We start from the raw sequence: 25000 nt of genomic DNA, 5'->3' as shown, positions 1-25000 counted from the left end.
GAACCGAAGCCCCAGTAAACGGCGGCCGTAACTATAACGGTCCTAAGGTAGCGAAATTCCTTGTCAGGTAAATTCTGACCCGCACGAATGGCGTAACGACTTGGGCGCTGTCTCAACGAGAGATCCGGTGAAATTTTAATACCTGTGAAGATGCAGGTTACCCGCGACAAGACGGAAAGACCCCATGGAGCTTTACTGCAGCTTGATATTGGACTTTGGTACGATCTGTACAGGATAGGTGGGAGCCTGGGAAGCCGGAGCGCCAGCTTCGGTGGAGGCACCGTTGGGATACCACCCTGATCGTATCGGAGTTCTAACCTGGTACCGTGATCCGGTACAGGGACCGTGTCAGGCGGGCAGTTTGACTGGGGCGGTCGCCTCCTAAAATGTAACGGAGGCGCCCAAAGGTTCCCTCAGAATGGTTGGAAATCATTCGCAGCGTGCAAAGGCATAAGGGAGCTTGACTGCGAGACCTACAAGTCGAGCAGGGACGAAAGTCGGGCTTAGTGATCCGGTGGTACCGAATGGAAGGGCCATCGCTCAACGGATAAAAGCTACCCTGGGGATAACAGGCTTATCTCCCCCAAGAGTCCACATCGACGGGGAGGTTTGGCACCTCGATGTCGGCTCATCGCATCCTGGGGCTGAAGTAGGTCCCAAGGGTTGGGCTGTTCGCCCATTAAAGCGGTACGCGAGCTGGGTTCAGAACGTCGTGAGACAGTTCGGTCCCTATCTGTCGTGGGCGCAGGAAATTTGAGAGGAGCTGTCCTTAGTACGAGAGGACCGGGATGGACGTACCGCTGGTGTACCAGTTGTTCCGCCAGGAGCACCGCTGGGTAGCTACGTACGGACGGGATAAGCGCTGAAAGCATCTAAGCGCGAAGCCCCCCTCAAGATGAGATTTCCCAGTATGTAAGACCCCTGGTAGACGACCAGGTTGATAGGTTCGGGGTGGAAGCGCAGCAATGCGTGCAGCTGACGAATACTAATCGGTCGAGGGCTTATCCTATGGATCAAGCCTGACGGGATATCGTCGCAAGACGATGAACGTTGGCGAGACATGGCGAGATGAATCTCAGTACGATTCGCTAGCCATGTAAGAAGCACGAATGGACTCAGCATCCATCATATTGGTTCGATCCAGTTTTCAAGGCGCAAGCTTGAAAGCCTGTTTATACCTGGTGTTCGATGATTCAATACATAGAACATGGGGCCATAGCTCAGCTGGGAGAGCGCCTGCCTTGCAAGCAGGAGGTCAGGAGTTCGATCCTCCTTGGCTCCACCAAGTATTTTCCCTGATAGCTCAGTTGGTAGAGCACTCGACTGTTAATCGAGTTGTCACAGGTTCGAGTCCTGTTCGGGGAGCCATATGGAGAAGTGTCCGAGTGGTCGAAGGAGCACGATTGGAAATCGTGTATACGTTAATCGCGTATCGAGGGTTCGAATCCCTCCTTCTCCGTAGCAAGACTTTTCGTTTGGAGAGATACCCAAGTGGCTCAAGGGGACCCTCTGCTAAGGGGTTAGACTGCGTAAGTGGTGCGAGGGTTCGAATCCCTCTCTCTCCGTTCTTTTCAATCAAGGCCCGTTGGTCAAGGGGTTAAGACACCTCCCTTTCACGGAGGTAACAGGGGTTCGAATCCCCTACGGGTCACCATCATGGAAGCTTAGCTCAGCTGGGAGAGCATCTGCCTTACAAGCAGAGGGTCGGGGGTTCGATCCCCTCAGCTTCCACCATTCAACTGACGCGGGGTGGAGCAGTCCGGTAGCTCGTCGGGCTCATAACCCGAAGGTCACAGGTTCAAATCCTGTCCCCGCAACCAATATGGAGCTGTGGTGTAGAGGCCTAACATGCCTGCCTGTCACGCAGGAGACCGCGGGTTCGAATCCCGTCAGCTCCGCCATTTTTGATCACTTTGCCGCTGTAGCTCAACTGGTAGAGCAACTGACTTGTAATCAGTAGGTTGGGGGTTCAAGTCCTCTCGGCGGCATTTGACCAAATTTACATGGCGATCGTGGCGAAGTGGTTAACGCACCGGATTGTGGTTCCGGCATTCGGGGGTTCAATTCCCCTCGATCGCCCCATTGCTTCTTGGTGGGGATTAGCCAAGCGGTAAGGCAACGGACTTTGACTCCGTCATTCTCAGGTTCGATCCCTGAATCCCCAGCCATTAAGAGCCATTAGCTCAGTTGGTAGAGCACCTGACTTTTAATCAGGGTGTCGAAGGTTCGAGTCCTTCATGGCTCACTTTTTTTCCTAACTTTATATGCGGTTGTGGTGGAATGGCAGACACGCTATCTTGAGGGGGTAGTGGGCGCAAGCCCGTGGAGGTTCGAGTCCTCTCAACCGCACCAATTATTCACCCTGCCAGGTGAATGAAACACTCAGCAGTACCTTTTTAACATGCGGTCATGGCGGAATTGGCAGACGCGCTAGATTCAGGTTCTAGTGTCAGCAATGACGTGGAGGTTCAAGTCCTCTTGACCGCACCATTTGCGGAAGTGGCTCAGCGGTAGAGCATCGCCTTGCCAAGGCGAGGGTCGCGGGTTCGATTCCCGTCTTCCGCTCCATAATTGTGTGCCCGTAGCTCAGCTGGATAGAGCATTTGACTACGAATCAAAAGGTCGGGAGTTCGAATCTCTCCGGGCACGCCATTTAAATATCGGGATGTAGCTCAGCTTGGTAGAGCACCTGGTTTGGGACCAGGGGGTCGCATGTTCAAATCGTGTCATCCCGACCATATTTTTTTATCTTCTCCGCGGGTGTAGTTCAATGGTAGAACTTCAGCCTTCCAAGCTGATAGCGTGGGTTCGATTCCCATCACCCGCTCCATACATATGATCGAGACATCCCTGCCGGACGGCAGGGTTTTTTTGCGTTTCAGCTAGGTTTGCGAAGCCGAATTGCTGGCTGTCCTGTACAAGGGTTTATTGCCATTCAGATATGGGCACATCCGACCACTCTTAGCGTACCTATACGAATTTAGCCGTGAATTTTCCAAAGTGCTGCAGCAATGAGGCTGAAATCAGGACAAAAGCTGTTCATTATTTCCAGATGTCAATTTCTCTACTTGCCTTGAGAACAACCTTCCACTTGCATTAGCGAATGCATAAACTGCAATGCAATCGTTGATGAGGGGAGAAGATTTCAAATGCCGGGAAAATGGGGCCTGCATCAATTTTACGCCAAGGATCAGCAAATCAAAAAGCTGCTGCCACCCACCGTGCTGTTCAACCGGACTACATTCGAACGGTTTCTCGCACAGTACGGCAGCGTCTATATCAAACCCAACATGGAGCATAAGGGGAAAGGAATCATAAAGGCATGGAAAAAAGGAAGCGTCTATTCATTCGTAGTTGTGAAAGGCGGAATCCGGCGGTACGGGAATGCGGGAGCGTTGTATAACGCCATACGAAGCCATACGGGAGAGAAACAGCATGTTTTGCAGAAGACGATCCCCTTGGCGAGGATAGGCGGGAGGCCATTCGACATTCGGGTCATGATGATTCGGGACGCATCGGACCAGTGGCGCTATTGCGGAATGCTCGCAAAAGTAGCCCCTGACGGGAGCGTCGTAACAAACATGAGCCGGGGAGGCCGTGTAAGAGCTATGGATGATGTGCTGAAACAGGCCTTCAATTGGAATGAGGAAGAGAGGAAACGGTTCAAGGATCAGCTTGTGCTCAGCAGTCAGCAAATCTGCCGGCGATTTGACAGATATAAATATTCGTATCAGATCGGGATCGATTTTGCTGCCGATCGCTCTGGGAGGCTATGGCTTATCGAAGTGAATTTCGATTACCCATCCCATGCTTTATTCAGCAGGCTGAAGGACAGAACTTATTTCAAGCTGATCAAACAAACCGTTTCCGAGTATCGCTTAGCCCGAAGCAAAAGGAGAATCAAGAAAGCGAACGACTAAGCCTACGGTGTGCCGCTCGCATTGTCTGCCAGGTATTTGGCATATTGAAGGGGCCGGCGCACCGTTTGAAGGTAATTTTGGTACTCGCCGATTTTCCACATGATATCTTTGCAGGGCTTCGGGTTGACTTCGAGCAGCCACACGTTCCCGCTTCGGTCGATTCCGATGTCCATCCCGAATTCCATCATGCTTCCGAAGCGGTTTTCGATAACCCGTACGGTTTCGTGAGCGAGCTCTTCGCATTCAAGCCGGATTTGGCGCGTTTTTTCTTCCCCGAAATGCTTTGCCATAAAGGATTGGAACGGATAACCTTTATTGCCCTTGGCGATCAAATTGGTATTAGGACTTCCCGCCGCCGCTTGACGTACTCCGATTCCTGTCACTTCCCAATTGCCGGAACCGTTCTTTTGAATAAATAGCCGAATGTCCGCCCATCGGCCTTGAACCAGCTCCAGATCAAGCCCTTGCTGCAGCAGAAATGTTCCTCCACGGATATTCTCCTTCTTTACCCAACGGTTCATGGCGGCTGCGGCTTTCTCAATCGTCGGGAACCTGTTCTTCCCAACCTTCATAGCCCGAGTACGGAACTGGGCGGAGATGCCGTAATCCCTCTTTCTTATTTGGACGACACCAGCCCCGCCGGTTCCATTTGCCGGTTTCAAATAGAGTATAGGGTGAGTTTTAATCATCTCTTTAAACGCAGATGAATGGTAAGGTCTCGTTTCCGGAATCCATTTGCTCATGCTATTCGTATCCAAAAAGAGCTTCGTTGCTCTGTTCTTGGTCGTAAATTTTGGATTGGCGATGCGAAGCAGTCCGCTGTTACGGAGCTTCTTGAAGGATGGCGTCCATCCGCTGCGGTATCGGTCGATGACGATATCCGGCCATGGAAACGGCTTTTTTACCCATCCTCCATTTCTTTCTGGTACATACCCGTCTACGAGACGTTTGGTTACATGAACATCCTCATGTCCGAAAAAGTAGACGTTTAATCCGAGCTTCTCTCCTTCTTTATGCAAATGTCGGAAATAGCCGGACTCAAAAAAGGATTTCCCTTTCCTTCTTGCCATAACTCCTATATTCAGCATAAGGGCCTCCCGGGTTTTGGATAAGCAGATATTGAATTGCTTTAGCTTATTCATGCGAAGGTGCTAACGCTATGGGCAATTGGGTACTCAAAGGGATTATTGGATAAAAAAGGATAGGCCTGCCATTTGCCTTCTTTGAAGCGCGAGAACATGCTTTTACTTATACGACATGAACTACGCAACGAGAAAAGACTATAGGTTGGGATGGTGGAGAAAGTCTATATCCTGTCCAAAATTAAAAAGAGCCTGTCCATCTTGACGATGGGCAGGCTTGTAGCCGTTTTATACCGTTTTGAGGAATTCGACGACCGTCAGAAGACCTTTGTCGAAGTTTTCCAGGTTGAAATGCTCGTTAGGAGCATGGAGGTTCTCGTCGTCCAGTCCAAAGCCCATCAGTACGACCGGGGACTGGAGAACGCGGGAGAAGGCTTCCATGATCGGGATGGAGCCGCCGTCCTTGGTGAAGAGGGCACGGGTCCCGTACACGGCCCCATAAGCGTCCGCAGCCGTCTGCAAAATCGGATGGGAAGGATCGATGTTGAAGGCGAAGGCGCGTTCGCTGCGCTTGAGCTCAAAGCGAGCTCCTGGTTGGATATGCGCGTTCAAGTGCTTTTCGATCCGGTCCATCGTCAGCTCCGGATCCTGCTTGCCTACAAGACGGCAAGTAATTTTTGCATGGGCCACCTTGGGGATGACGGTTTTGCTGCCCTCGCCTTGGAAACCGCCGTACACGCCGTTAAGTTCCAGCGTAGGACGGGCGCCGACGCGTTCCACGAACGAATAGCCTTCTTCGCCGTACAGAGCGTCCAGTCCGAGTCCTTCGCGAACCTTGTTCTCATCCAGGCCTTGCTTGGCGAATTCTTCCCGCATGAGAGCGGAGAGCTCCGGAACGCCTTCGTAGAAGCCTTCTACGGCGACTTTGCCTTTCTCGTCATGCAGGGAGTCCAGCAGCGAGACGAGCGCATGCAGGGCATTCGGCACCGCGCCGCCGTAGGAGCCGGAGTGAAGGTCCGTGTTGGCCGTCGATACGGTCAGCTCCATGCCGGCAAGGCCGCGAAGGCCGGTGCAGATGGCAGGGCGTCCCCGCTCCAGCAGGGAGGTGTCGGATACGAGAACGGCGTCGCATGCGAGCTTATCCTTGTGGGTCTCGAGGAATGGCGGCAGGTTGATGCTTCCGATCTCTTCTTCGCCTTCAATGCAAAGCTTGACGTTGACTGGAAGCGTGCCTTCCTGCTTGAGGATCGCTTCAATCGCTTTGATATGGATGAACGTCTGGCCTTTGTCGTCGGTCGTGCCGCGGCCGTACAGCTTGTCTCCGCGAATCTCCGGCTCGAACGGCGGGCTTGTCCACAGGTTCAGCGGATCGACCGGCTGAACGTCGTAATGGCCGTAGACCAGAATCGTCGGTTTGCCTGGGGCATGCAGGTAATCGGCATACACGACGGGATTGCCCGCCGTCGGCATGATCTCGATATTCTCGAGTCCTGCGCGCTTGAGCGTGTCGGCCAGCCAAGCGGCGGCGGACTGGATGTCTTGCTTATGCTCGGACAGAGCCGAAATGCTCGGAATGCGAAGCCACTGCTTCAATTCCTCCAGCTGTTCTTCCCGGCGGGAAGCGAAATAATCGGAATAGGACATCGGTATGTACCTCCTGGAATCCGTAGCGATACGGACAGCATCGGCATGAAAGCCGTGTGCTTCTATTATAACCTGAGCAGACGCAGGGAATAAACCTGCATGCAGGCGCAGGGACTAAACCTGCGTACAGGCTGAGGGAATAAACTTCCGTCTGGAAACGCCGCGGCTAATGTTGTGGGACAAGCGGCGCGGCCTTGCTCCTATCAGCTAAAAAAGCCTAAAGCATTTTCTACCGTCCATATCGATTGACGGGACAGGCTTGCGCGCCATACAATGACCACAGAAAGCAAATGAAGGGAGGCTGATGGAAATGACGGTCATGAACGGAATCGAGATGACGGCAGCTAATGCTGCATACAGGAACGATGCACCAATTGAATATGTCACGTACCGGGAAGCGTCATTCCCGGAGGTCTCCACGGACCATGAATAGGACGATGCGGCGGCATGGCTTGTAGGACGGAGCCGCCCGCGCGGCCGATTGATGAAGTCACGGACTCGGAGTCCGTGGCTTTTTTTGTACGCTCAACTAGCAAACCAATAAAGAAATCAGGTGACTTATGATAAACGATTGGAATTATTATATCGGCCTTGGCCCGACGACGGAATGGGGCCAAGAATCGGAAGGGAATCAAAGGGAGTGGAGCCGCGCTGCCGCTGCTGCCGATACTCCACCGCTTGCACAAAAACCGAAGCAAACGAAGGGCACTGAAGAGGAAAAAACGCAAAACGATGACTTCTCTTCTGAACGGCACTATGCGGTTGTCAATTCCGGCTTGCACGATTCGGTCAGGCCGAATCGTGAAAAGGCTTCTCCCGCCCTGTACGTCATTCGCGGCGGGAAAAGCCTCTGAGTTACGGCCGACGGCCGATCGGATAACGGCCGCGCAGCGAATGCGCCAGCTCGCGGATGGCGGAGCTCGCCGGCATGCGGACGGCAGGGAACACGGCATGGCCGCGGCCGCTGCCAAAGGCTGCATCTGCGGCGGCTTCGGCGAACATGCGGGCGGGATCCGGCCAAAGGCCGTCGACCAGCTCCTCCAAGCTCGCCATCGTGCCGGCCTCCACAAGCGGATAACTGAGGTCGGTGCCCGAGCTGCCGGCGGCAGTATCGTAGAACTGACGAACGAGTCGGCCGCGCTCGGCTCCCGAGCCTCCGGCATTGACAAAGGCTTGGATAATGTAGGAGCGGGAGAGCCTGCGCTGCGCGATGCCGCAGAACTTGAGGCCATCAATGCTGAGATCGTAGTCCCCGGGACAGTAGGCCCCCGAGATTTCACCTTTGTCGACACGGGCCCCGAAGCCGTCCAGCGCGGCTGCGATCAGCTCGTACATCAGCTGGAAATCATCGTTGAACCGGACCGAGGCGCTGCCCTGAAGAGGGAGGATAAGGGAAATATTCACGACTCCGGGATCCAGAGGCACGGCTGCCCCGCCGGAGTTGCGGACAGCGACGGAAAGACCGAGTCGCTCAAGTTCCTTGGAGGCAAGCGCGGCCTCGGGCAGGCGGCTGTCGCGCGGGCCCATGACGAAGCCCGAAGGGTGGCGCCAAAGATGAAGAACGGGAACGCCGTCGATACCGGTCTGGCGGCAGAGCAGCTCGTCCAATGCAAAAGAGTGGAGCACGTCCGGCTCCGCCCAATCGTCCATGCGGTCAAGCAAAAGCAGGCCGGGATGAATATCTTGTATCATGGCAATCTTTTTCCTTCCTTAACAACCGGATCGTATCTATACACTTTAACATATTCGGCCTATCTCCTTCATGTAGAGTTGAGGCATGCGCAGCCATATAAAAAAAGCTTTTCCCGGGCAGTGCCGGGAAAAGCTTTTTTTTGCATTAGCAGGAGCAGTTCAGCACCGGCTTGCGGGCAGCCTGGGTTTCATCCAGCCGCCGCACGACGGTCGTATACGGAGCGTTTTGAACGAGCTCCGGCGTCTCCTTCGCTTCGCGGGCGATGCGGATCATCGTATCGATGAAGGCGTCGAGCGTTTCCTTGCTCTCGGTTTCCGTCGGCTCGATCATGATGCATTCCTCGACGTTGAGCGGGAAGTAGATGGTCGGCGGGTGATAGCCGAAGTCGAGCAGCCGCTTGGCGACGTCGAGCGTGCGCACGCCGTATTCCTTGAGTCCGCGGCCGGACATGACGAACTCATGCTTGCAGACGCCCGGGTACGGAATTTCATAGGCTTCCGAGAGGCGCGCCATCATGTAGTTGGCGTTCAGTACGGCGCATTCCGAGACGCGGCGCAGTCCTTCCGGACCGTAGGTGCGGATATACGTGTACGCGCGGACCAGGATGCCGAAGTTGCCGTAGTACGATTTGACGCGGCCGATGGAGGCGGGACGGTCGAAGTCGAAGAAGTAGCTGCCGTTATCGCGTTTGCCGACGACCGGCTTCGGAAGGAACGGAGTCAGATGGGCTTTTACGCCGACAGGACCCGCTCCGGGGCCGCCGCCGCCATGCGGCGTGCTCATCGTTTTGTGCAGGTTGAGATGCACGACGTCGAAGCCCATGTCGCCCGGGCGGGTAATGCCCATAATGGCGTTGGAGTTCGCTCCGTCGTAGTAGAGCAGGCCGCCGGCTTCATGCACGATGGCGGCGATCTCGACGATCTGCTCCTCGAACAGGCCCAGCGTGCTCGGGTTCGTGAGCATCAGGGCGGCTGTATCAGGGCCGACTGCAGCTCGCAGCGCGTCGAGATCGACAAGTCCGCGCTCATTGGACTTGATCGTGATCGTATCCAGGCCGGCCGTCGTGGCGCTGGCCGGGTTGGTGCCGTGCGAGGAGTCCGGCACGATGACCTTCGTGCGCTTCTCGCCGCGGCTCTCGTGGTAGGCGCGGATCATCATGAGGCCAGTCCACTCGCCGTGGGCTCCGGCTGCCGGCTGCAGCGTGACGGCATCCATGCCGGTAAGCGCGGCGAGATCGTTTTGCAGCACGTACAACAGCTCCAGCGCGCCCTGGATGCTCTCTTCCGGCTGGTAAGGATGGATGCGGGCGAAGCCGTTCAGCCGCGCCGCATCCTCGTTGATTTTCGGATTGTATTTCATCGTGCAGGAGCCGAGCGGGTAGAAGCCGTTGTCGACGCCGAAGTTGCGGCGGGACAGCTCGGTGTAATGGCGGATGACGTCCACCTCGTACACTTCCGGCAAGGAAGCCGGATGCTTGCGGAGCAGGGAGGAAGGAATCAGTTCTTCGAGCCCTTCCTCATCAGGCACGTCGCAGACGGGAAGGGAGTAGGCTTTGCGGCCTTCACGGCTCATCTCGAAAATGAGCGCTTTCTCCGGTTTCACGTCGATGATTCCGGCGCTCTTCAGTTGTTCATGGCTGCTCATGCGCGCGCCTCCTTCGTCAGGCCGCCCAGTGCGGCGGCGAATGCGTCGATCTCTTCCTTCGTGCGCTTCTCCGTTACGGCGACGAGCATATGGCCCTCAAGCTCCGGGTAGGCGGAGCCGAGATCGAAGCCGCCGAGGAAGCCCTCGGCGAGCAGCTTGCTGTTCAGCTCCTTGGCCGATGCGCCTTCCGGCAGCGAAACCACGAATTCATTGAAGAAAGGAGCGGAGCCGAACGGCAGGCCGATTCCTTCCACCGAACCGAGTCTCTTGGACGCGTAATGCGATTTGCGGATATTGAGCTCGGCGGCTTCGCGGATGCCCTGCTTGCCCATCACGCTGAGATAGATGGAAGCGCACAGGGCGAGCAGCGCCTGGTTCGAGCAGATGTTGGATGTCGCCTTCTCGCGGCGGATATGCTGCTCGCGGGCTTGCAGCGTCAGCACGAAGCCGCGCTTGCCGTCCAGATCGTTGGTCTGGCCGACGATGCGTCCCGGCATGCGGCGCATGAGCGGCTCGGCCACCGAGAAAAATCCGCAGGTCGGTCCGCCGAGGGAGGAAGGGATGCCGAGCGGCTGGGCATCGCCGACGACGATGTCGGCGCCTAGCGCTCCGGGGGACTCCAGCAAGCCGAGGGAGAGCGGGTTGCTGCTCACGACGAGCAGCCCCTTGGCCTCGTGGATGATCGGCTCGATCGCCGCCAGATCCTCGATGCAGCCGAAGAAATTCGGCGACTGCACGAGCACGGCGGCAGTCTCGCCGCCAGCGACGGCGGAGCGGAGCGCTTCCAGGTCGGTGACGCCGCCTTTGAAGCCGACTTCGACGAGCTCAAGCCCGAGGCCGCGTGCGCTCGTGCGCAGAATCTCGCGCGCTTCCGGATGCACGGCGCGGGAGACGACGATGCGCTTGCGGCGGGTGTGGGCGGAGGCAAGAGCCGCCGCCTCGGACAAGGCGGTCGCGCCGTCGTACATGCTGGCGTTGGCGACAGCCATGCCGGTCAGCTCGCAGATGTAGGACTGGAACTCGAAGATCGCCTGCAGCTCGCCTTGGCTGATTTCCGGCTGATAAGGAGTATAGGCGGTATAGAATTCCGAGCGGGAGATCATATGGTTGATGACGACGGGAATATGGTGGTCGTAGAGACCGGCGCCAAGGAAGCTCGTCGTCGTTTCATGATCGGCGTTGCGGCCGGCCAGCTCCTTCAGATGGCGGAGGAGAGCCCATTCGTCGAGCGCGCCTGACATTGGCAGCGTGCCCTTGTAGCGGATCGATTGCGGAATGTCGCGGAACAGGTCTTCCAGGGTGGCCGCGGCGATCGTCTGCAGCATTTCCTGCTGGTCCTGCTCGGTCATGGGGATATAGCGATGCTGGGTCGTCATGAAGGGTTTGTCACTCCTTGGCTGATGCGGGCGATGCCGCGTTTCGTTTGTAGAAAGGGGCTTTGACGACAGCGGCCTTCAACCGTTTGCCGCGGATGTCGACCTCGACCTCGGTGCCGACAGCGGCATACTCGGCCAGGATCAGCGCGAGTCCGAGATTGCGCTTGAGCGTCGGCGACTGGGTGCCCGATGTCACTTCGCCGATCAGCCGCTCTCCGGCATAGACCTGGTAATGGGAGCGCGGGATGCCCCGCTCCAGCAGCTCGATGCCGACAAGCTTGCGGGGCACGCCGGCTTCCTTCTGCGCTGCCAGCGCGTCGCGGCCGATGAAGTCGCCCGCATCCAGCTTCACGAAAAATCCGAGTCCGGCTTCCAGAGGGGATATATCGGCCGACAGCTCCTGGCCGTACAGCGGCAGCCTCGCCTCGAAGCGCAGCGTATCGCGCGCGCCGAGACCGGCGGCCTCGAGGCCGAACGGAGCTCCGGCTTCCATCAGCGCGCGCCACAGCCTGGCCGCGTCGGGAGCCGGCGCGTACAGCTCGAAGCCGTCCTCCCCGGTGTAGCCGGTACGGGAGAGCAGCAGCTCGACGCCGCATACGGCCGCCTTCGGCAGAAACTCGAACGGCTTCAGCCCGCTCCAATCGGCCTCCGTGCAGCGGTCCAGAATCTCACCTGCGAGAGGACCCTGCAGAGCGATCAGCGCTGTGTCGTCGGAGCGGTCCTCCACCGTCACGTCCCCGATCAGATGCTCCCGCAGCCAATCGAGATCCTTGCCGATGTTGGACGCGTTGACGACAAGCATGTACTGGTCCTCGCTGATCCGGTAGACGAGCAGATCGTCGACGACGCCTCCGTCCGGATAGCACATGAGCGTATATTGGGCGGAGCCGTCTTTCAGCCTGGACACGTCGTTGGTCGTCACGCGCTGCAGGAAATCGCCGGCGAACTTGCCGGTGACGAGGAACTCTCCCATATGGGATACGTCGAACAGCCCGGCGCGCTGCCGGACAGCCTCATGCTCCTTCAGTATGCCGGTGAACTGAACCGGCAGATCCCAGCCGCCGAAGTCGATGCAGCGGGCTTCGCCGTATTCCTTGTAGAGGGAATGGAGCGGGGTCGTGCGCAGATTGGCCATGGTAGTCCTCCCTTTGTATGCTCGTACTCGAAAGTCTAGCCTGTTCGCTGATTGTTCATCTTCGCCTTGCGAGCCTTCAACGCCCGACTGATGAAGAAGCCGTCCTTGGTGCATAATGAAAGGGAGAAAAGCAAAAAGGACAGCGCAGGAAAACGACGCCCGCCGGCTGCAAAAAATCCGCAGCCATGCTGAACGTGTCATCCATGCTCTGTCCTTGGTACCTGAGAGTTACCCTGCGCATTCGTCTCCGCAGGTTTCCCCTTTGGTGACGTCGGCAAAGCGGCGGGGCCGCAAGCTTCCGTTCTCTCCAGAGGCGCGTCCCGCAAAGGTCCTTCTGCCTGAGAGATTCCCCTGCCGGGCAGGGTTACTCCTTCGGCGCCGCTTCATGTACCGGCGATCTCTCCCGTTGCGTTCATCCGCATATTCAGTTACAACCAGTTTTACAGATGGGACAACCCTGTGTCAACAGAATTTCGGACTAAAAGACATGCCGAGTGAGTTATGTTGACACAGCCGCCCGATATCGTTTACGCTTTGCGCATAGATTGCCAAACCAGGCCATGATGGGAAAGGATGAGCGTCCAGTGAGTGAGATTCGCGCAGGATTGGGCTATACGGAGGAGCATGAGTGGGCGGAAGCGGCTGGAGAGACGATTGTTCGGATCGGCATTACGGACCATGCCCAGCATCAGCTCGGGGACATCGTGTTCGTCGAGCTGCCGCAGGCTGGAGACAGCGTTGAAGCGGGACAACCTCTCGGGACGATCGAGTCCGTCAAAACGGTGTCCGACCTGTATTCCCCCGTCAGCGGAACGGTCGTCCGGGTCAACGAGGAGCTGGGCGATTCGCCGGAGCTCGTCAACAACGATCCTTTTGCCGGCGGCTGGATGATCGAGATCGACACGGGCGCCGACGCCAAGGCGGCTGTAGCGGCGCTGCTGGACGCGGAAGCTTACGCCAAGCTGACGGATTAGGCTCCCATGTGCAGCGGAGGAGGGTGCGACTCCGCACTCTCCTTTTCGCGCTTGCGGATGTCCGCTTTTTCCCATGGGCGGCTCGGCAAAGATTTGGCTAAAGGCATCCGGTCCGTTGACCGGATGCCTTTTTTTATGGTTTCATTGACTAGACCGATCGTTCTAATTCGAAAGGAGCTCCTATGGTCGACCGCAATCATACCCGGGATCGGATCGTCGAGACGGCTTCCCGCTTGTTCCTGCTGCAAGGCTATCATGCCACCGGACTGAGCCAGATCGTCAAGGAAAGCAAGGCGCCCAAAGGCTCGCTGTACCACTTTTTTCCTGAGGGCAAGGAGCAGCTCGCCATGGAATGCATTTCTCTGTCCAAGCGCGCCGTGCTGGATTCGCTGCGGAGCTGCATGGAGAGCGAGCCTTCCGTATCCAAGGCTCTCCAGGCTTTTGTGCGGGGAATTACGGAAAGCGCCGGAGCGAATGATTTCGCCGAATGCATCCCGTTCAGCTTCTGGATGTTCGTGGAGACAAGCGGCATCAGCGACGGGCTGAGGCAGGCATGCCAGACGGTATTCTCCGAATGGCAGGGAAGCCTGGAAGCGGCTCTGCGGCAAGGAGGCCTGGACCCTGAATCTGCCGTCAAATCGGCGATTCTGATCATTTCCATGCTGGAGGGCGCCGTCATTCTCGCGATGACGAACAAGGACACCCGGCCGTTCCGGCTTGTGGAGGAATTCATGCCTGTGCTAGTGAATGGAACCGATGGAGGGGTCGGAAACTAAAAAGAGACAAAGGACGGGGAAAACCCCCGTCCCAGGAGGGAAACCAGATGGAAAAAACAATGGAAGCAGCCGCTGCTCCTCAAGAAGGAGCTTCCTTCAAGGTTGTTCCGATTATGACCGCTTTGCTGCTTGCCGGATTCATCGGGATGTTCAGCGAAACGGCACTCAATATCGCGCTGAATGAGCTGATGAGCACGTTCAACGTCGAGCCTGCCACGATTCAGTGGCTTACGACCGGATTTTTGCTCGTGCTGGCGATTCTCGTGCCGATCTCGGGCTTGCTGCTCCAATGGTTCACGACGCGGCAGCTGTTCGCCGCATCGCTCGTCTTCTCGATTGCCGGCACGCTGATCGCGGCGAGCGCGCCGAGCTTCGCTTTCCTGTTCATTGCAAGGCTTGTCCAGGCGGTCGGCACCGGCCTCCTCATTCCGCTGATGTTCAACACGGTACTGGTTATCTTTCCGCCGCACAAGCGTGGAGCGGCGATGGGCATGATGGGGCTTGTCATCATGTTCGCTCCGGCGGTCGGCCCTGCCATTGCCGGCCTGTTCCTCGAGTATGCCAGCTGGAGGACGATATTCTGGACGGCGCTGCCGCTTCTGGTCGTCGCGCTTCTGTTCGGCCTGATGTTCATGAAAAACGTCTCCGAGCTTGCCCGTCCGCGGATCGATATCTATTCGATCGCGCTCTCCAGCTTCGGCTTCGGAGGCGTCGTCTACGGCTTCAGCAGCGCAGGAGAAGGCGACCATGGCTGGAGCAGCCCGAAAGTCATTATCGGAATCGCCGTCGGCATCGTCGCCTTGATCCTGTTCACCGTCCGCCAGCTGCGGATGAAGCAGCCGATGATGAATCTGAGGGCATTCCGCTTCCCGATGTTCACGCTCGGCACGCTGATGATCTTCATCGGGATGATGATCATTCTTTCCACTGTCATTCTGCTGCCTTTGTATTTGCAGGCCGGCATCGGCCTGCTGCCGCTCGCGGCGGGGCTGCTGCTGCTTCCCGGCGGACTGATCAACGGCGTCATGTCTCCGATCATGGGCAGGCTGTTCGATAAATACGGCCCCCGCTGGCTCGTATTGCCTGGTCTGGTGCTGGTGTTCGTCGTGCTTTGGCTGCTGACGGGCATCAATACGGGCACGTCCAAAGGCGAGATCATCCTCCTGCACAGCCTTCTGATGATCGGCATTTCCATGATCATGATGCCGGCCCAAACCAACGGGCTGAACCAGCTGCCGCGGGAGCTCTATCCGGACGGAACGGCGATCATGAACACCTTGCAGCAGGTTGCGGGTGCGATCGGCACAGCGCTCGCTATCAGCATCATGACGGCGGGCAGCAAGGCTTATTATGCCGACGGCAAGCATTCGCCTGCGGATCTGTCGACCGTTCCTGCGGCCATGACCCAGGGAGTTCAAAATGCTTTCCTGTTCGTCATGATATTTGCCGTGCTTGGCTTTGTATGCGCCCTGTTCATCAAGCGGGTGAAAGTCGGGAAGCAGGAGCAAGTCCATCACGCCGGACATTGATCCGACCCGACATTCGTTCTGCCCTTGCACCCCGCGCGGAGACGCGCGAGTGTTCTCCTGCGCTCCTTGGAGCGCAGGATTTTTTTTCCTGGATGGATTGACAGAATGGATGGGGGAAGTTATTTTATTTATGGATTAATAAATGGCGGATACAGGGAAGGTATAGGATCTCATGACATCGAGAGAGGAACAGGCAGCAGGACGCAGAGAGCAGATTTCAAGCGCTGCCGCCGCGCTGTTTGCCGAAAAAGGATATTACAAAACAACAACGGCGGATGTGGCTTCCGCGGTCGGCGTTACCCAGCCGTACGTCTTTCATTTTTTCCGGACGAAGGAAGCTCTTTACATGTCCGTCCTGCAGAGGGCTGCACAGCAGATCCGCGGAGCGTTCGAGGCGGTTCAGGCGCCTCCCGGCGAGCTCGAGCAGGCGATGGGCCATGCGTTCCGGGAGCTGCTGGAGGGCGGCTTCCGCATCGAGGTGCTGCTCTGCATGACGGCCCACTCCATACCGGAGCCGGGCATCCGCCAGTATGTCCAGGAGGAGTTTGCCTCCATTCATGCCGGCTTGAAGCTCCGTTTCGAACGGGCAGGCCTGGAGTTCCCGGGTTTCCGCGCGACCCAGTTCATCGGTCTCGGGCTGGCCATCGCCTTGTCCGAGCTGACAGGACTGAAACAGCTGCTGCCTTGGGAGGAGAGCTTGGATTGCTAAGCTTGGCCGCAGCTCCCGAAGCACGTTGAGGATGGAGGAAATGTACAGCAAAGTTGGTTCCGGGAATGAGAAATGCCGCTGAAGGAGCGGCCTTTTTTACCCCCGATAATTTATTGACTGATAAATAAAAAGGAGAGTGGAAGGAATGGCTAAAGCGATATCGGGAAGGTTCACCGCGGAAATGGACGGCACATTCGTTGTGTTCGTCATTGGAATGAGGATCAACAAGCTGCTGGCCGTACACAAGTGGCTGCCGGTAGTCCGCTCGATGGGGCCGATGATGCGGGAGCTTTACGGCAATCCGGATATGGGCTTCATCAGCCATGAGATGTACTTGGGCGCGCGCGGCCCTGTGCTGCTGCAGTACTGGAGATCCTACGACCAGCTGGAGCGCTATGCGCGGGGCGGCATGCATCTGGAGGCTTGGAAGAAATTCAACCGTTCCGTTGGAACGGACGGGTCGGTCGGCATCTTCCATGAAACGTATGTGATTCAGCCCGGAAGCCATGAAGCGGTCTATGGAAACATGCCGGTGATGGGACTCGCCAAGGCGGGCAGGCATGTCCCCGCTACCGGCCGCAAGGAGACGTCGCGCCGCAGAATGGGCGGAGATTCCGCTCCAGCCGTGCCGTCCCCTCCCAACCCTCATGACTGAAGGGGACAGGGGGAAATTTCTGCGGCAGGCGCTGGTATGGGCCTTCCAGCACTTGCCCGGCCGACCGCTATTTTCAAAGATATAGTCATCCCGTAAGAGAAAGGATGATGATTGATGAAGAAGGTCGACCCCAGAAGAGGAAAGCTTGACAGCCTGAAAATCTGGAGCCTGATGCTGGCTCTGCTGATGGCTGCCTTGTATCCGGCAGGCCCGCGGGTGTACGCCGAGGATTCAGCCTGGGCGCCGGGCGCAGCCTATGCGGCCAAGGCGACCGTGACGTACGCAGGAGGGCGCTATGAATGCCTGCAGGGCCACACGTCGACAGCGGGCTGGGAACCGCCGAACGTGCCCGCCCTTTGGAGGCCGATCGCCGCTGCCCCATCGCCGACGGCAAGCCCGACCGCCTCGCCGACCTCGACTCCATCTCCATCTCCATCTCCGTCTCCGATCCCATCTTCCACTTCGATTCCGACCGCATCTCCTTCCGCGACCCCGTCTCCGACCTCTACCGTCCGGCCGACGGAGGCCCCAGGAGCCGGAGCGGCGACTCCGGTCCCGCTGCGCACGATTTCCTGCAGCGCTTCGTCCTGTCTCAGCAGCGCGCTTAAAAATGCGGCAGCCGGAGACCGCATCGAGCTTGCGGCGGGCACGTACACGGGGTCCTTCTCCAGCGGTTCGCAGGGGACGGCCGCCAATCCGATCGTCCTGACGAGCGCCGACGCCTCGAATCCGGCGATCCTGTCCGGCTACTCCGCCGGTTCGGGATATGCGCTGAACATCAAAGGGAACCGCTGGATCGTCAGCAGCCTTAAATTCACCAATGCGCAAAAAGGCATCATTCTCGATCAGTCCAACGATTCCTTGATTACGCGCGTGGAAGTGTACAACATCGGCTACGAGGGCGTTCACTTCCGTGACGGCAGCTCGCGCGGCCGCATCGAGGATTCGTGGATCCACGATACCGGTGTGACGGGGGCCGGTTACGGCGAAGGCGTCTATGTCGGCTCTGCGGAGGGAGCCAGCTACAATCAGGCCGTCTATGATACCGTCATCTCCGGCGTCCGCTTCGGTCCCAACGTTCGCGCCGAGCATGTGGACATCAAGGAACGGACGCTGCGCACGGTCGTCGAGAACTGCAGCTTCGACGGAACGGGCATCAGCGGCGCCAATTATGCGGACAGCTTCATCGATGTGAAAGGAAACGACGCCGTCGTCCGGGGCAATACCGGCTACCGGAATGGAAATGCCGCCTTGCTGGACGCCTTTCAGCTGCACAAGATCGTGGACGGATGGGGCGTGAACAACCGGTTTTCGGGCAACAAGGTGTACATGGACGGCCCGGCCGGCTATGTCATCAATGCCGCCTCCGGCACGCAGGCATACGCTTCCAACAATGAGCGCAGTCCTTCCGGCGATCTGTACGCCGGCGATGTGGGCGCAGGTTGAAATTGCCTATAATCAAACTAACCGGCTCAAGTCCATTGACTTTTTTGGCGGAGCGATGATACATTGGCAAAGTGGTCTTCGGTTCGGGTATGGACCGGAGCAAAAGGATGGGGCTGAACGCCCTTTGAGGAGGATTACGGATGCGAAGCATGGCACTTGCAATGATCAAACCTGACGATGCTCGCACCAAGCGTAATCCGATGCCTCGCTGATGATCCGTTAATCATCAGGCGCACGGTTACGTTCCTGTAATCATGCGCCTCTATACGTTCCGCGACCGGAATGGCCGCCGCGGCAAGGATTCCTTATCTCCTTGCCTGCGGGCATCCGTCGGCGAAATGCAGGGCGCACCGCTTACAGGCGGCGCGCCTTTTTTGATGGACATCGGGCACTTTGCATCACGCTGGAGAGAGAAAATGACAGAGCTTGTTCAGGCACTGCGGGTAAGAGCGGATTGCGGCTCGAGCCTAAAGCGGCCCTTAACGGCTCAAAGGATTGGGGAGGTGTCCAATGTTCAGTGTAATAGGCAAGCTGGGCTGGTATTTCAAGATGGAGTGGCGGCGCTACTCTCTGGCTGTCGGGTTGTTGATCTTCGTCGGCTTTCTGGAGGTGATTCCTCCTCGTCTGCTCGGTTACACCATTGATGGAATCAGCCAGGGAAGGCTTGCGGATTCGACCTTTTACTGGATCGTGGGAGGCTGGCTGGCCATCACGATATCCAGCTATCTCATCACGTACGGCTGGATGTCCCGCCTGTTCGGCGGAGCCAACTTGCTGGAGCGGCTGCTTCGGGGCAAACTGATGGGCCAGTTCATGAGAATGACCCCGACTTTCTATGAGCGCAACCGGACGGGAGACCTTATGGCCCGCTCGACGAACGATCTGTGGGCGATCTCGATGACGGCCGGCTTCGGTATCCTGACGCTGGTGGATTCCACGGTGTGGATGCTGACGCTGCTCGGCATGATGGTATTCCTGATCAGCTGGAAGCTGACGCTGGCAGCTCTGCTGCCGCTGCCGATCATCGCGCTGCTGATGGCCGTCTTCGGCCGCATGATCCATGACCGCTTCATCAAGGCGCAGGACGCCTTCGGGGAGCTCAATGACGAAGTGCTTGAATCCGTATCCGGCGTACGCGTCGTCCGCGCCTATGTGCAGGAAGAGGCGGACCGGGACCGGTTCCATGCCAAGACGAACGAAGTTCTCCGCCGCAACATCGCGGTCGCGCGCGTCGACGCTCTGTTCGAGCCGGTGAACAAGATCCTGGTCGGACTGAGCTACATTATCGGCCTTGTTTATGGCGGAGTACTCGTATTTCAGGGCGAAATCACGCTGGGCGATCTCATTTCCTTCAATATCTTCCTCGGCATGCTGATCTGGCCGATGTTCGCCATCGGCGAGCTGATCAACGTCATGCAGCGGGGCAGCGCCTCGCTCGACCGCGTGGAGGAAACGCTGCACACGCCTGCGGACGTCGAGGACAAAGGCGACCTCGTCCAAGTGGAGCAGCCGGGCGAAATCATGTTTTCCGACGTCACGTTCCGCTATCCGTCCTCCAAGGAGGATAACCTCTCGAACGTCAGCTTCCGGCTGCCTCGCGGCGGGACGCTGGGCATCGTCGGGCGCACGGGAAGCGGCAAAACGACGGTTCTGAAGCAGCTCATCCGGGAATATCCGGCAGGCGCCGGAGAAGTGGCCGTGAGCGGAGTCTCCATCGATCGAATACCGCTTGACCGCCTTCTGGGCTGGTTCGGCTATGTTCCGCAGCAGCCGATCCTGTTCTCCCGAACGATCCGCGAGAATATCCTGTTCGGTGCCCATGGGGCGACGGAGGAGGATTTGGAGCGTGCGCTCGTCCGCGCTTCCTTTGCCAAGGATGTGCTGTTCCTGCCCGATGGCCTGGAAACGCTCGTCGGCGAGAAGGGCGTCGCTCTCTCCGGAGGGCAGAAGCAGCGCGTCAGCATTGCCCGGGCGCTCATCGCCGATCCGGAAATCCTGCTTCTCGACGATGCCCTATCGGCCGTCGATGCGAAGACGGAGGCCGAGATCATCGAGGGCATCCGCACGGAGCGGGCAGGCAAAACGACCATCATTACGACGCACAGGCTGTCGGCCGTCCAGCACGCCGATCTGATTCTCGTTATGGAGAACGGCAGGATCGTGGAGGAAGGCACCCATGAGCAGCTGCTGCAGCAAGGCGGCTGGTACCGGGAGCAATACGATCGGCAGCAGCTCGAAGCATTCGTTGAATCATAATCGCAAAGAAGGTGAAAACAAGTGAATCAACCGAAAACAGGCAAGCGGCTGCTGCAGTACGCCCTCCTATTTAAAAAACAAATCGTGTTAGCCCTTATTCTGCTCACCTTCGCGGTCTGCGCCGAAATGGTCGGTCCGCTGCTCGCAAAGCGAATGATCGACAACAATATCCTCGGCATCGAGAAGCCTTGGATTTCCGTGGAATCGGCGGCAGACGGAAGCGTCCCCTACAACGGGAGCCTGTACGTCCGCTCCGACCGTGCGGACAGCCTCAAGAGCAGCGGCCCGCAGCTGAACATCGTGCAGGAAGGCAGCAAGTTCTACTCGATCGAAGGAACGCTGCCGGAAGGCAAGCGCAAAGTGGAAAACGGCGAGCTCCTGCTGACTTCGGCAGACGGGAGCAAGCACGCTTATCCCGCCGCCAGCATGTCCCGCGATGAAGTCTATGCGTTCTACAAGCCGGAGCTGAATCCGCTTCTCGTGCTTGCTGCCGCTTACTTCGGCCTGCTGGTCATCGCAGCCATCTTCACCTACGGCCAAAAGCTGCTGCTGCAGACGACTGCGAACCGCATCGTACAGCGCATGCGCGAGGATGTATTCGCCCATACGCAGCGTCTTCCGGTCCAGTATTTCGACAATCTGCCCGCAGGCAAGGTCGTGTCGAGAATTACGAACGACACGGAATCGATCCGGGAGCTGTTCGTCGCCGTGCTGGCCAACTTCTTCTCGGGCATCGTCTATATGGCGGCGATTCTGGGCGCCTTGTTCATTCTCAGCCCTACCGTAGCCTGGTTCGCCATACCGGTGTTTCCGATCCTCTTCATCTGGATCGTCTTCTACCGCCGCCTGGCCGGCCGCTACAACAGCGTCATCCGCGCGAAGCTCAGCGACATCAACGCCATGATCAACGAATCCATCCAGGGGATGAGCATCATCCGAGTCTTCCGCCGCGAGCGCAGCACGGCGCAGGAGTTCAAGGAAATGAACGATGAGTTCTACTCCTTCCAGATCAAGCTGCTCAAGCTGAATTCGTGGACCTCACACAACCTTGTGAACGTCGTGCGGAACCTGATCTTCCTGGCCGTCATCTGGATGTTCTGGGGAGGGGAGCTTGGAGCGGCCGTGACCGTGGGCATCATGTACGCCTTCATCGATTACATGAACCGCATGTTCCAGCCGATCGTGGGCATCGTGAACCAGCTCACCAATCTGGAGACGGCAAGGATATCGGCCGGACGGGTGTTCGAGCTGATGGACGAACCGGGAACGGAGGTTTCCACCGGTTCAATGCCCCGCTATCGAGGAGAAGTCGCTTTCGAGGACGTGACCTTCGCCTACAAAAAAGACGAGAACGTTCTGCGCAACATCTCCTTTACCGCCGCGCAGGGACAGACGGTCGCCCTCGTCGGGCATACCGGCTCGGGCAAAAGCTCCATCCTCAACCTGCTGTTCCGGTTCTATGATATCGAGCATGGCCGGATCACGATCGACGGAATGGACGTCCGCGACGTTCCGAAGCAGCAGCTGCGCCAGCATATGGGCATCGTGCTGCAGGATCCGTTCCTCTTCACCGGCACGATCGCTTCCAATGTCAGCCTGGGCAACCCGGACATTACGCGGGAGCAGGTCGTGCAGGCGCTGCGCGACGTAGGCGCGTACGAGATGTTCATGCGTCTGCCGCATGGCATCGACGAGCCTGTCATCGAGAAGGGCAGCACGCTGTCTGCCGGACAGCGCCAGCTGATATCGTTCGCCCGCGCGCTTGCCTACAATCCCGCCATCCTCATTCTGGATGAAGCGACGGCGAGCATCGATACCGAGACCGAGGCGGTCATCCAGAAGGCGCTTGGCGTACTCAGCCAAGGCCGCACGACGTTTGTCATCGCGCATCGTCTCTCTACCATAAGGGAAGCCGATCAGATCCTCGTGCTGGACCGAGGACGCATCGTCGAACGCGGCAATCACGAGAGCCTCATGCAGCAGGGCGGCAAGTACTACGCCATGTATCAGCTACAGTCGGGAAGCCCGGCTTCGGCGCAGGTATCCTGAGGTCTTTTCTTATAGAAGTTTTCGTATAGAAGGTGTTTTCATGCAAAAGGGGCGCTGCCCCTTTTTTTAATGCCGTTTTAAAGCTCGGCAGAGCGCTTGAAGCCGGCAAGTACAAGGACTGGAGCTTCTGCTGCACAGACCTCGGCAACTAATGAAGAAGGGGCAATATGGATTCCAAGGAGATGGATTTCGAATCTTGATTTGGATGAATGAATGGAAAGCGGGATATAATTTAAAAGCTTTTCGTCTTTTTTTAAAAAAAGGGGTTGCGCAATCGTAGGTGTCCATGGTATATTCTAATTCCGGCCGAGAGATACACGGCACGGACGCGAAAAACGGACAAGCAGTACCGGAGATCGCAAGTGAATTTGTTCTTTGAAAACTGAACAACGAGTGAAGCAAGTCAACGTTATAAATGAGCAAGTCAAACACCTTGAAGCACTTCATCGTCCTTCGGACACGAAGTCTTCTTTTATGGAGAGTTTGATCCTGGCTCAGGACGAACGCTGGCGGCGTGCCTAATACATGCAAGTCGAGCGGATCTTGTCCTTCGGGACAAGGTTAGCGGCGGACGGGTGAGTAACACGTAGGCAACCTGCCCTCAAGACTGGGATAACCTCCGGAAACGGATGCTAATACCGGATATGCGGTCTCTCCTCCTGGAGGGATCGGGAAAGACGGAGCAATCTGTCACTTGGGGATGGGCCTGCGGCGCATTAGCTAGTTGGTGGGGTAACGGCTCACCAAGGCGACGATGCGTAGCCGACCTGAGAGGGTGATCGGCCACACTGGGACTGAGACACGGCCCAGACTCCTACGGGAGGCAGCAGTAGGGAATCTTCCGCAATGGACGCAAGTCTGACGGAGCAACGCCGCGTGAGTGAGGAAGGCCTTCGGGTCGTAAAGCTCTGTTGCCAGGGAAGAACGGGTGGAAGAGTAACTGCTTCCGCCATGACGGTACCTGAGAAGAAAGCCCCGGCTAACTACGTGCCAGCAGCCGCGGTAATACGTAGGGGGCAAGCGTTGTCCGGAATTATTGGGCGTAAAGCGCGCGCAGGCGGCTTTGTAAGTCCGGTGTTTAATCTTGGGGCTCAACCCCAAGTCGCACGGGAAACTGCAAGGCTTGAGTGCAGAAGAGGAAAGTGGAATTCCACGTGTAGCGGTGAAATGCGTAGAGATGTGGAGGAACACCAGTGGCGAAGGCGACTTTCTGGGCTGTAACTGACGCTGAGGCGCGAAAGCGTGGGGAGCAAACAGGATTAGATACCCTGGTAGTCCACGCCGTAAACGATGAATGCTAGGTGTTAGGGGTTTCGATACCCTTGGTGCCGAAGTTAACACAATAAGCATTCCGCCTGGGGAGTACGCTCGCAAGAGTGAAACTCAAAGGAATTGACGGGGACCCGCACAAGCAGTGGAGTATGTGGTTTAATTCGAAGCAACGCGAAGAACCTTACCAGGTCTTGACATCCCCCTGAATCACCTAGAGATAGGTGCGGCCTTCGGGACAGGGGAGACAGGTGGTGCATGGTTGTCGTCAGCTCGTGTCGTGAGATGTTGGGTTAAGTCCCGCAACGAGCGCAACCCTTGAATTCAGTTGCCAGCACGTAAGGGTGGGCACTCTGAATTGACTGCCGGTGACAAACCGGAGGAAGGCGGGGATGACGTCAAATCATCATGCCCCTTATGACCTGGGCTACACACGTACTACAATGGCCGGTACAACGGGCCGCGAAGCCGCGAGGCGGAGCCAATCCTTAAAAGCCGGTCTCAGTTCGGATTGCAGGCTGCAACTCGCCTGCATGAAGTCGGAATTGCTAGTAATCGCGGATCAGCATGCCGCGGTGAATACGTTCCCGGGTCTTGTACACACCGCCCGTCACACCACGAGAGTTTACAACACCCGAAGTCGGTGGGGTAACCCGCAAGGGAGCCAGCCGCCGAAGGTGGGGTAGATGATTGGGGTGAAGTCGTAACAAGGTAGCCGTATCGGAAGGTGCGGCTGGATCACCTCCTTTCTATGGAGAATCGTCACCTGCAACGGTGACATTCAAATTCGAGGCATCGCCAGATGCCTCACGAGAAACCCTCGGGTTTCAAATCGGAATCGCA

16 protein-coding genes, 18 tRNA genes, 2 rRNA genes and 1 riboswitch (1 of these 37 running past the window's edge) are annotated in these 25000 nt (G+C 57.4%); of the genes, 30 read left to right on the top strand and 6 right to left on the bottom strand.

Annotation, left to right across the window (positions count from 1 at the left end; genetic code table 11):
* From VE23_RS11870 to VE23_RS11775, 20 genes are all read left to right on the top strand, one after another.
* A 23S ribosomal RNA gene (locus VE23_RS11870) occupies positions 1-1009 on the top strand; it begins 1920 nt to the left of the window's first position.
* A 200-nt stretch (positions 1010-1209) separates the two neighbouring features.
* Positions 1210-1285 (top strand) — tRNA-Ala (locus VE23_RS11865).
* Positions 1286-1292: 7 nt separating this feature from the next.
* Positions 1293-1368 (top strand) — tRNA-Asn (locus VE23_RS11860).
* Between the two features lie 3 nt (positions 1369-1371).
* Positions 1372-1459 (top strand) — tRNA-Ser (locus VE23_RS11855).
* A gap of 18 nt (positions 1460-1477) precedes the next feature.
* Positions 1478-1565 (top strand) — tRNA-Ser (locus tag VE23_RS11850).
* A gap of 14 nt (positions 1566-1579) precedes the next feature.
* A tRNA-Glu gene (locus tag VE23_RS11845) sits at positions 1580-1654 on the top strand.
* Between the two features lie 4 nt (positions 1655-1658).
* Positions 1659-1734 (top strand) — tRNA-Val (locus tag VE23_RS11840).
* Positions 1735-1743: 9 nt separating this feature from the next.
* Positions 1744-1820 (top strand) — tRNA-Met (locus VE23_RS11835).
* 4 nt (positions 1821-1824) lie between these two features.
* Positions 1825-1901, top strand: a tRNA-Asp gene (locus VE23_RS11830).
* A 14-nt stretch (positions 1902-1915) separates the two neighbouring features.
* Positions 1916-1988: transfer RNA gene (locus VE23_RS11825), tRNA-Thr, on the top strand.
* A gap of 18 nt (positions 1989-2006) precedes the next feature.
* A tRNA-His gene (locus tag VE23_RS11820) sits at positions 2007-2082 on the top strand.
* 11 nt (positions 2083-2093) lie between these two features.
* Positions 2094-2168: transfer RNA gene (locus tag VE23_RS11815), tRNA-Gln, on the top strand.
* A gap of 4 nt (positions 2169-2172) precedes the next feature.
* Positions 2173-2245: transfer RNA gene (locus VE23_RS11810), tRNA-Lys, on the top strand.
* Between the two features lie 21 nt (positions 2246-2266).
* Positions 2267-2352, top strand: a tRNA-Leu gene (locus tag VE23_RS11805).
* A 51-nt stretch (positions 2353-2403) separates the two neighbouring features.
* Positions 2404-2490: transfer RNA gene (locus VE23_RS11800), tRNA-Leu, on the top strand.
* A 3-nt stretch (positions 2491-2493) separates the two neighbouring features.
* Positions 2494-2568: transfer RNA gene (locus VE23_RS11795), tRNA-Gly, on the top strand.
* Positions 2569-2575: 7 nt separating this feature from the next.
* Positions 2576-2652: transfer RNA gene (locus tag VE23_RS11790), tRNA-Arg, on the top strand.
* Between the two features lie 9 nt (positions 2653-2661).
* Positions 2662-2738: transfer RNA gene (locus VE23_RS11785), tRNA-Pro, on the top strand.
* Between the two features lie 18 nt (positions 2739-2756).
* Positions 2757-2830, top strand: a tRNA-Gly gene (locus tag VE23_RS11780).
* Positions 2831-3149: 319 nt separating this feature from the next.
* Positions 3150-3920, top strand: a complete 771-nt coding sequence (locus VE23_RS11775) for a YheC/YheD family protein (protein WP_049868039.1) — start codon at positions 3150-3152, stop codon at positions 3918-3920.
* Positions 3921-3922: 2 nt separating this feature from the next.
* Here the strand turns inward: VE23_RS11775 and VE23_RS11770 are convergent, their stop codons facing one another.
* Positions 3923-5008 carry a YheC/YheD family endospore coat-associated protein gene (locus VE23_RS11770; protein ID WP_049868038.1) on the bottom strand — a complete coding sequence of 362 codons (1086 nt, stop codon included), beginning with the start codon at positions 5006-5008 and terminating at the stop codon, positions 3923-3925.
* A gap of 282 nt (positions 5009-5290) precedes the next feature.
* Complete coding sequence (locus VE23_RS11765) at positions 5291-6646, bottom strand: dipeptidase (RefSeq protein ID WP_049868037.1); 1356 nt, start codon at positions 6644-6646, stop codon at positions 5291-5293.
* 560 nt (positions 6647-7206) lie between these two features.
* Between VE23_RS11765 and VE23_RS11760 the strand changes: the two genes are divergently transcribed.
* Positions 7207-7500, top strand: coding sequence for a hypothetical protein (locus VE23_RS11760; RefSeq protein ID WP_049868035.1), 294 nt, complete (start codon positions 7207-7209; stop codon positions 7498-7500).
* Position 7501: 1 nt separating this feature from the next.
* Here the strand turns inward: VE23_RS11760 and VE23_RS11755 are convergent, their stop codons facing one another.
* The 4 genes from VE23_RS11755 to gcvT all read right to left on the bottom strand — a co-directional run bounded on the left by VE23_RS11755 (position 7502) and on the right by gcvT (position 12494).
* Positions 7502-8338 carry a lipoate--protein ligase family protein gene (locus tag VE23_RS11755; protein WP_049868033.1) on the bottom strand — a complete coding sequence of 279 codons (837 nt, stop codon included), beginning with the start codon at positions 8336-8338 and terminating at the stop codon, positions 7502-7504.
* 145 nt (positions 8339-8483) lie between these two features.
* On the bottom strand, positions 8484-9941 hold the full coding sequence (gene gcvPB / locus VE23_RS11750; RefSeq protein ID WP_049869709.1) for an aminomethyl-transferring glycine dehydrogenase subunit GcvPB: 1458 nt from the start codon (positions 9939-9941) through the stop codon (positions 8484-8486).
* A 38-nt stretch (positions 9942-9979) separates the two neighbouring features.
* Positions 9980-11359, bottom strand: a complete 1380-nt coding sequence (gene gcvPA / locus VE23_RS11745; protein WP_049868032.1) for an aminomethyl-transferring glycine dehydrogenase subunit GcvPA — start codon at positions 11357-11359, stop codon at positions 9980-9982.
* A gap of 10 nt (positions 11360-11369) precedes the next feature.
* The gene (gene gcvT / locus VE23_RS11740; protein ID WP_048746458.1) at positions 11370-12494 is read right to left on the bottom strand and encodes a glycine cleavage system aminomethyltransferase GcvT; all 1125 of its coding nucleotides are present in this window, start codon (positions 12492-12494) and stop codon (positions 11370-11372) included.
* Between the two features lie 316 nt (positions 12495-12810).
* A riboswitch (glycine riboswitch) is annotated at positions 12811-12910 on the bottom strand.
* Positions 12911-13078: 168 nt separating this feature from the next.
* On the opposite strand from gcvT, the gene gcvH reads away from it, so the two are divergent.
* The 9 genes from gcvH (at position 13079) to VE23_RS11695 (ending at position 24906) form a co-directional block, all read left to right on the top strand.
* The gene (gcvH, locus tag VE23_RS11735; protein ID WP_048746456.1) at positions 13079-13468 is read left to right on the top strand and encodes a glycine cleavage system protein GcvH; all 390 of its coding nucleotides are present in this window, start codon (positions 13079-13081) and stop codon (positions 13466-13468) included.
* Positions 13469-13650: 182 nt separating this feature from the next.
* Positions 13651-14244 carry a TetR/AcrR family transcriptional regulator gene (locus VE23_RS11730; RefSeq protein ID WP_048746454.1) on the top strand — a complete coding sequence of 198 codons (594 nt, stop codon included), beginning with the start codon at positions 13651-13653 and terminating at the stop codon, positions 14242-14244.
* 59 nt (positions 14245-14303) lie between these two features.
* On the top strand, positions 14304-15773 hold the full coding sequence (locus VE23_RS11725) for a DHA2 family efflux MFS transporter permease subunit (protein WP_049869708.1): 1470 nt from the start codon (positions 14304-14306) through the stop codon (positions 15771-15773).
* Positions 15774-15945: 172 nt separating this feature from the next.
* The gene (locus tag VE23_RS11720; RefSeq protein WP_021880020.1) at positions 15946-16482 is read left to right on the top strand and encodes a TetR/AcrR family transcriptional regulator; all 537 of its coding nucleotides are present in this window, start codon (positions 15946-15948) and stop codon (positions 16480-16482) included.
* A 145-nt stretch (positions 16483-16627) separates the two neighbouring features.
* Positions 16628-17137 (top strand): DUF4188 domain-containing protein, encoded by a 510-nt coding sequence (locus VE23_RS11715; protein WP_049868031.1) that lies wholly within the window; start codon positions 16628-16630, stop codon positions 17135-17137.
* 114 nt (positions 17138-17251) lie between these two features.
* The gene (locus VE23_RS25825; protein ID WP_084781412.1) at positions 17252-18583 is read left to right on the top strand and encodes a carbohydrate-binding protein; all 1332 of its coding nucleotides are present in this window, start codon (positions 17252-17254) and stop codon (positions 18581-18583) included.
* Between the two features lie 510 nt (positions 18584-19093).
* Entirely contained in the window at positions 19094-20839 is a 1746-nt protein-coding gene (locus VE23_RS11705; RefSeq protein WP_049868030.1) for an ABC transporter ATP-binding protein, read from the top strand.
* Positions 20840-20860: 21 nt separating this feature from the next.
* Positions 20861-22888, top strand: coding sequence for an ABC transporter ATP-binding protein (locus VE23_RS11700; RefSeq protein ID WP_049868029.1), 2028 nt, complete (start codon positions 20861-20863; stop codon positions 22886-22888).
* A 471-nt stretch (positions 22889-23359) separates the two neighbouring features.
* Positions 23360-24906: ribosomal RNA gene (locus tag VE23_RS11695) — 16S ribosomal RNA — on the top strand.
* Positions 24907-25000: the final 94 nt, after the last annotated feature.

The sequence above is a fragment of the Paenibacillus sp. D9 genome, from assembly GCF_001188365.1.
Classification (GTDB): domain Bacteria; phylum Bacillota; class Bacilli; order Paenibacillales; family Paenibacillaceae; genus Paenibacillus_O; species Paenibacillus_O humicus.
Note: the sequence above shows the minus strand (reverse complement) of the source record. Positions and strands in the feature narration are given on the sequence as shown.

Bases quoted from the DNA above. Each gene is read 5' to 3' on its own strand.
- VE23_RS11775 (WP_049868039.1), top strand. From the start codon at position 3,150: ATGCCGGGAAAATGGGGCCTGCATCAATTTTACGCCAAGGATCAGCAA.
- VE23_RS11770 (WP_049868038.1), bottom strand. From the start codon at position 5,008: ATGCTGAATATAGGAGTTATGGCAAGAAGGAAAGGGAAATCCTTTTTT.
- VE23_RS11765 (WP_049868037.1), bottom strand. From the start codon at position 6,646: ATGTCCTATTCCGATTATTTCGCTTCCCGCCGGGAAGAACAGCTGGAG.
- VE23_RS11760 (WP_049868035.1), top strand. From the start codon at position 7,207: ATGATAAACGATTGGAATTATTATATCGGCCTTGGCCCGACGACGGAA.
- VE23_RS11755 (WP_049868033.1), bottom strand. From the start codon at position 8,338: ATGATACAAGATATTCATCCCGGCCTGCTTTTGCTTGACCGCATGGAC.
- gcvPA (WP_049868032.1), bottom strand. From the start codon at position 11,359: ATGACGACCCAGCATCGCTATATCCCCATGACCGAGCAGGACCAGCAG.
- gcvT (WP_048746458.1), bottom strand. From the start codon at position 12,494: ATGGCCAATCTGCGCACGACCCCGCTCCATTCCCTCTACAAGGAATAC.
- VE23_RS11730 (WP_048746454.1), top strand. From the start codon at position 13,651: ATGGTCGACCGCAATCATACCCGGGATCGGATCGTCGAGACGGCTTCC.
- VE23_RS11725 (WP_049869708.1), top strand. From the start codon at position 14,304: ATGGAAGCAGCCGCTGCTCCTCAAGAAGGAGCTTCCTTCAAGGTTGTT.
- VE23_RS11720 (WP_021880020.1), top strand. From the start codon at position 15,946: ATGACATCGAGAGAGGAACAGGCAGCAGGACGCAGAGAGCAGATTTCA.
- VE23_RS11715 (WP_049868031.1), top strand. From the start codon at position 16,628: ATGGCTAAAGCGATATCGGGAAGGTTCACCGCGGAAATGGACGGCACA.
- VE23_RS25825 (WP_084781412.1), top strand. From the start codon at position 17,252: ATGAAGAAGGTCGACCCCAGAAGAGGAAAGCTTGACAGCCTGAAAATC.
- VE23_RS11705 (WP_049868030.1), top strand. From the start codon at position 19,094: ATGTTCAGTGTAATAGGCAAGCTGGGCTGGTATTTCAAGATGGAGTGG.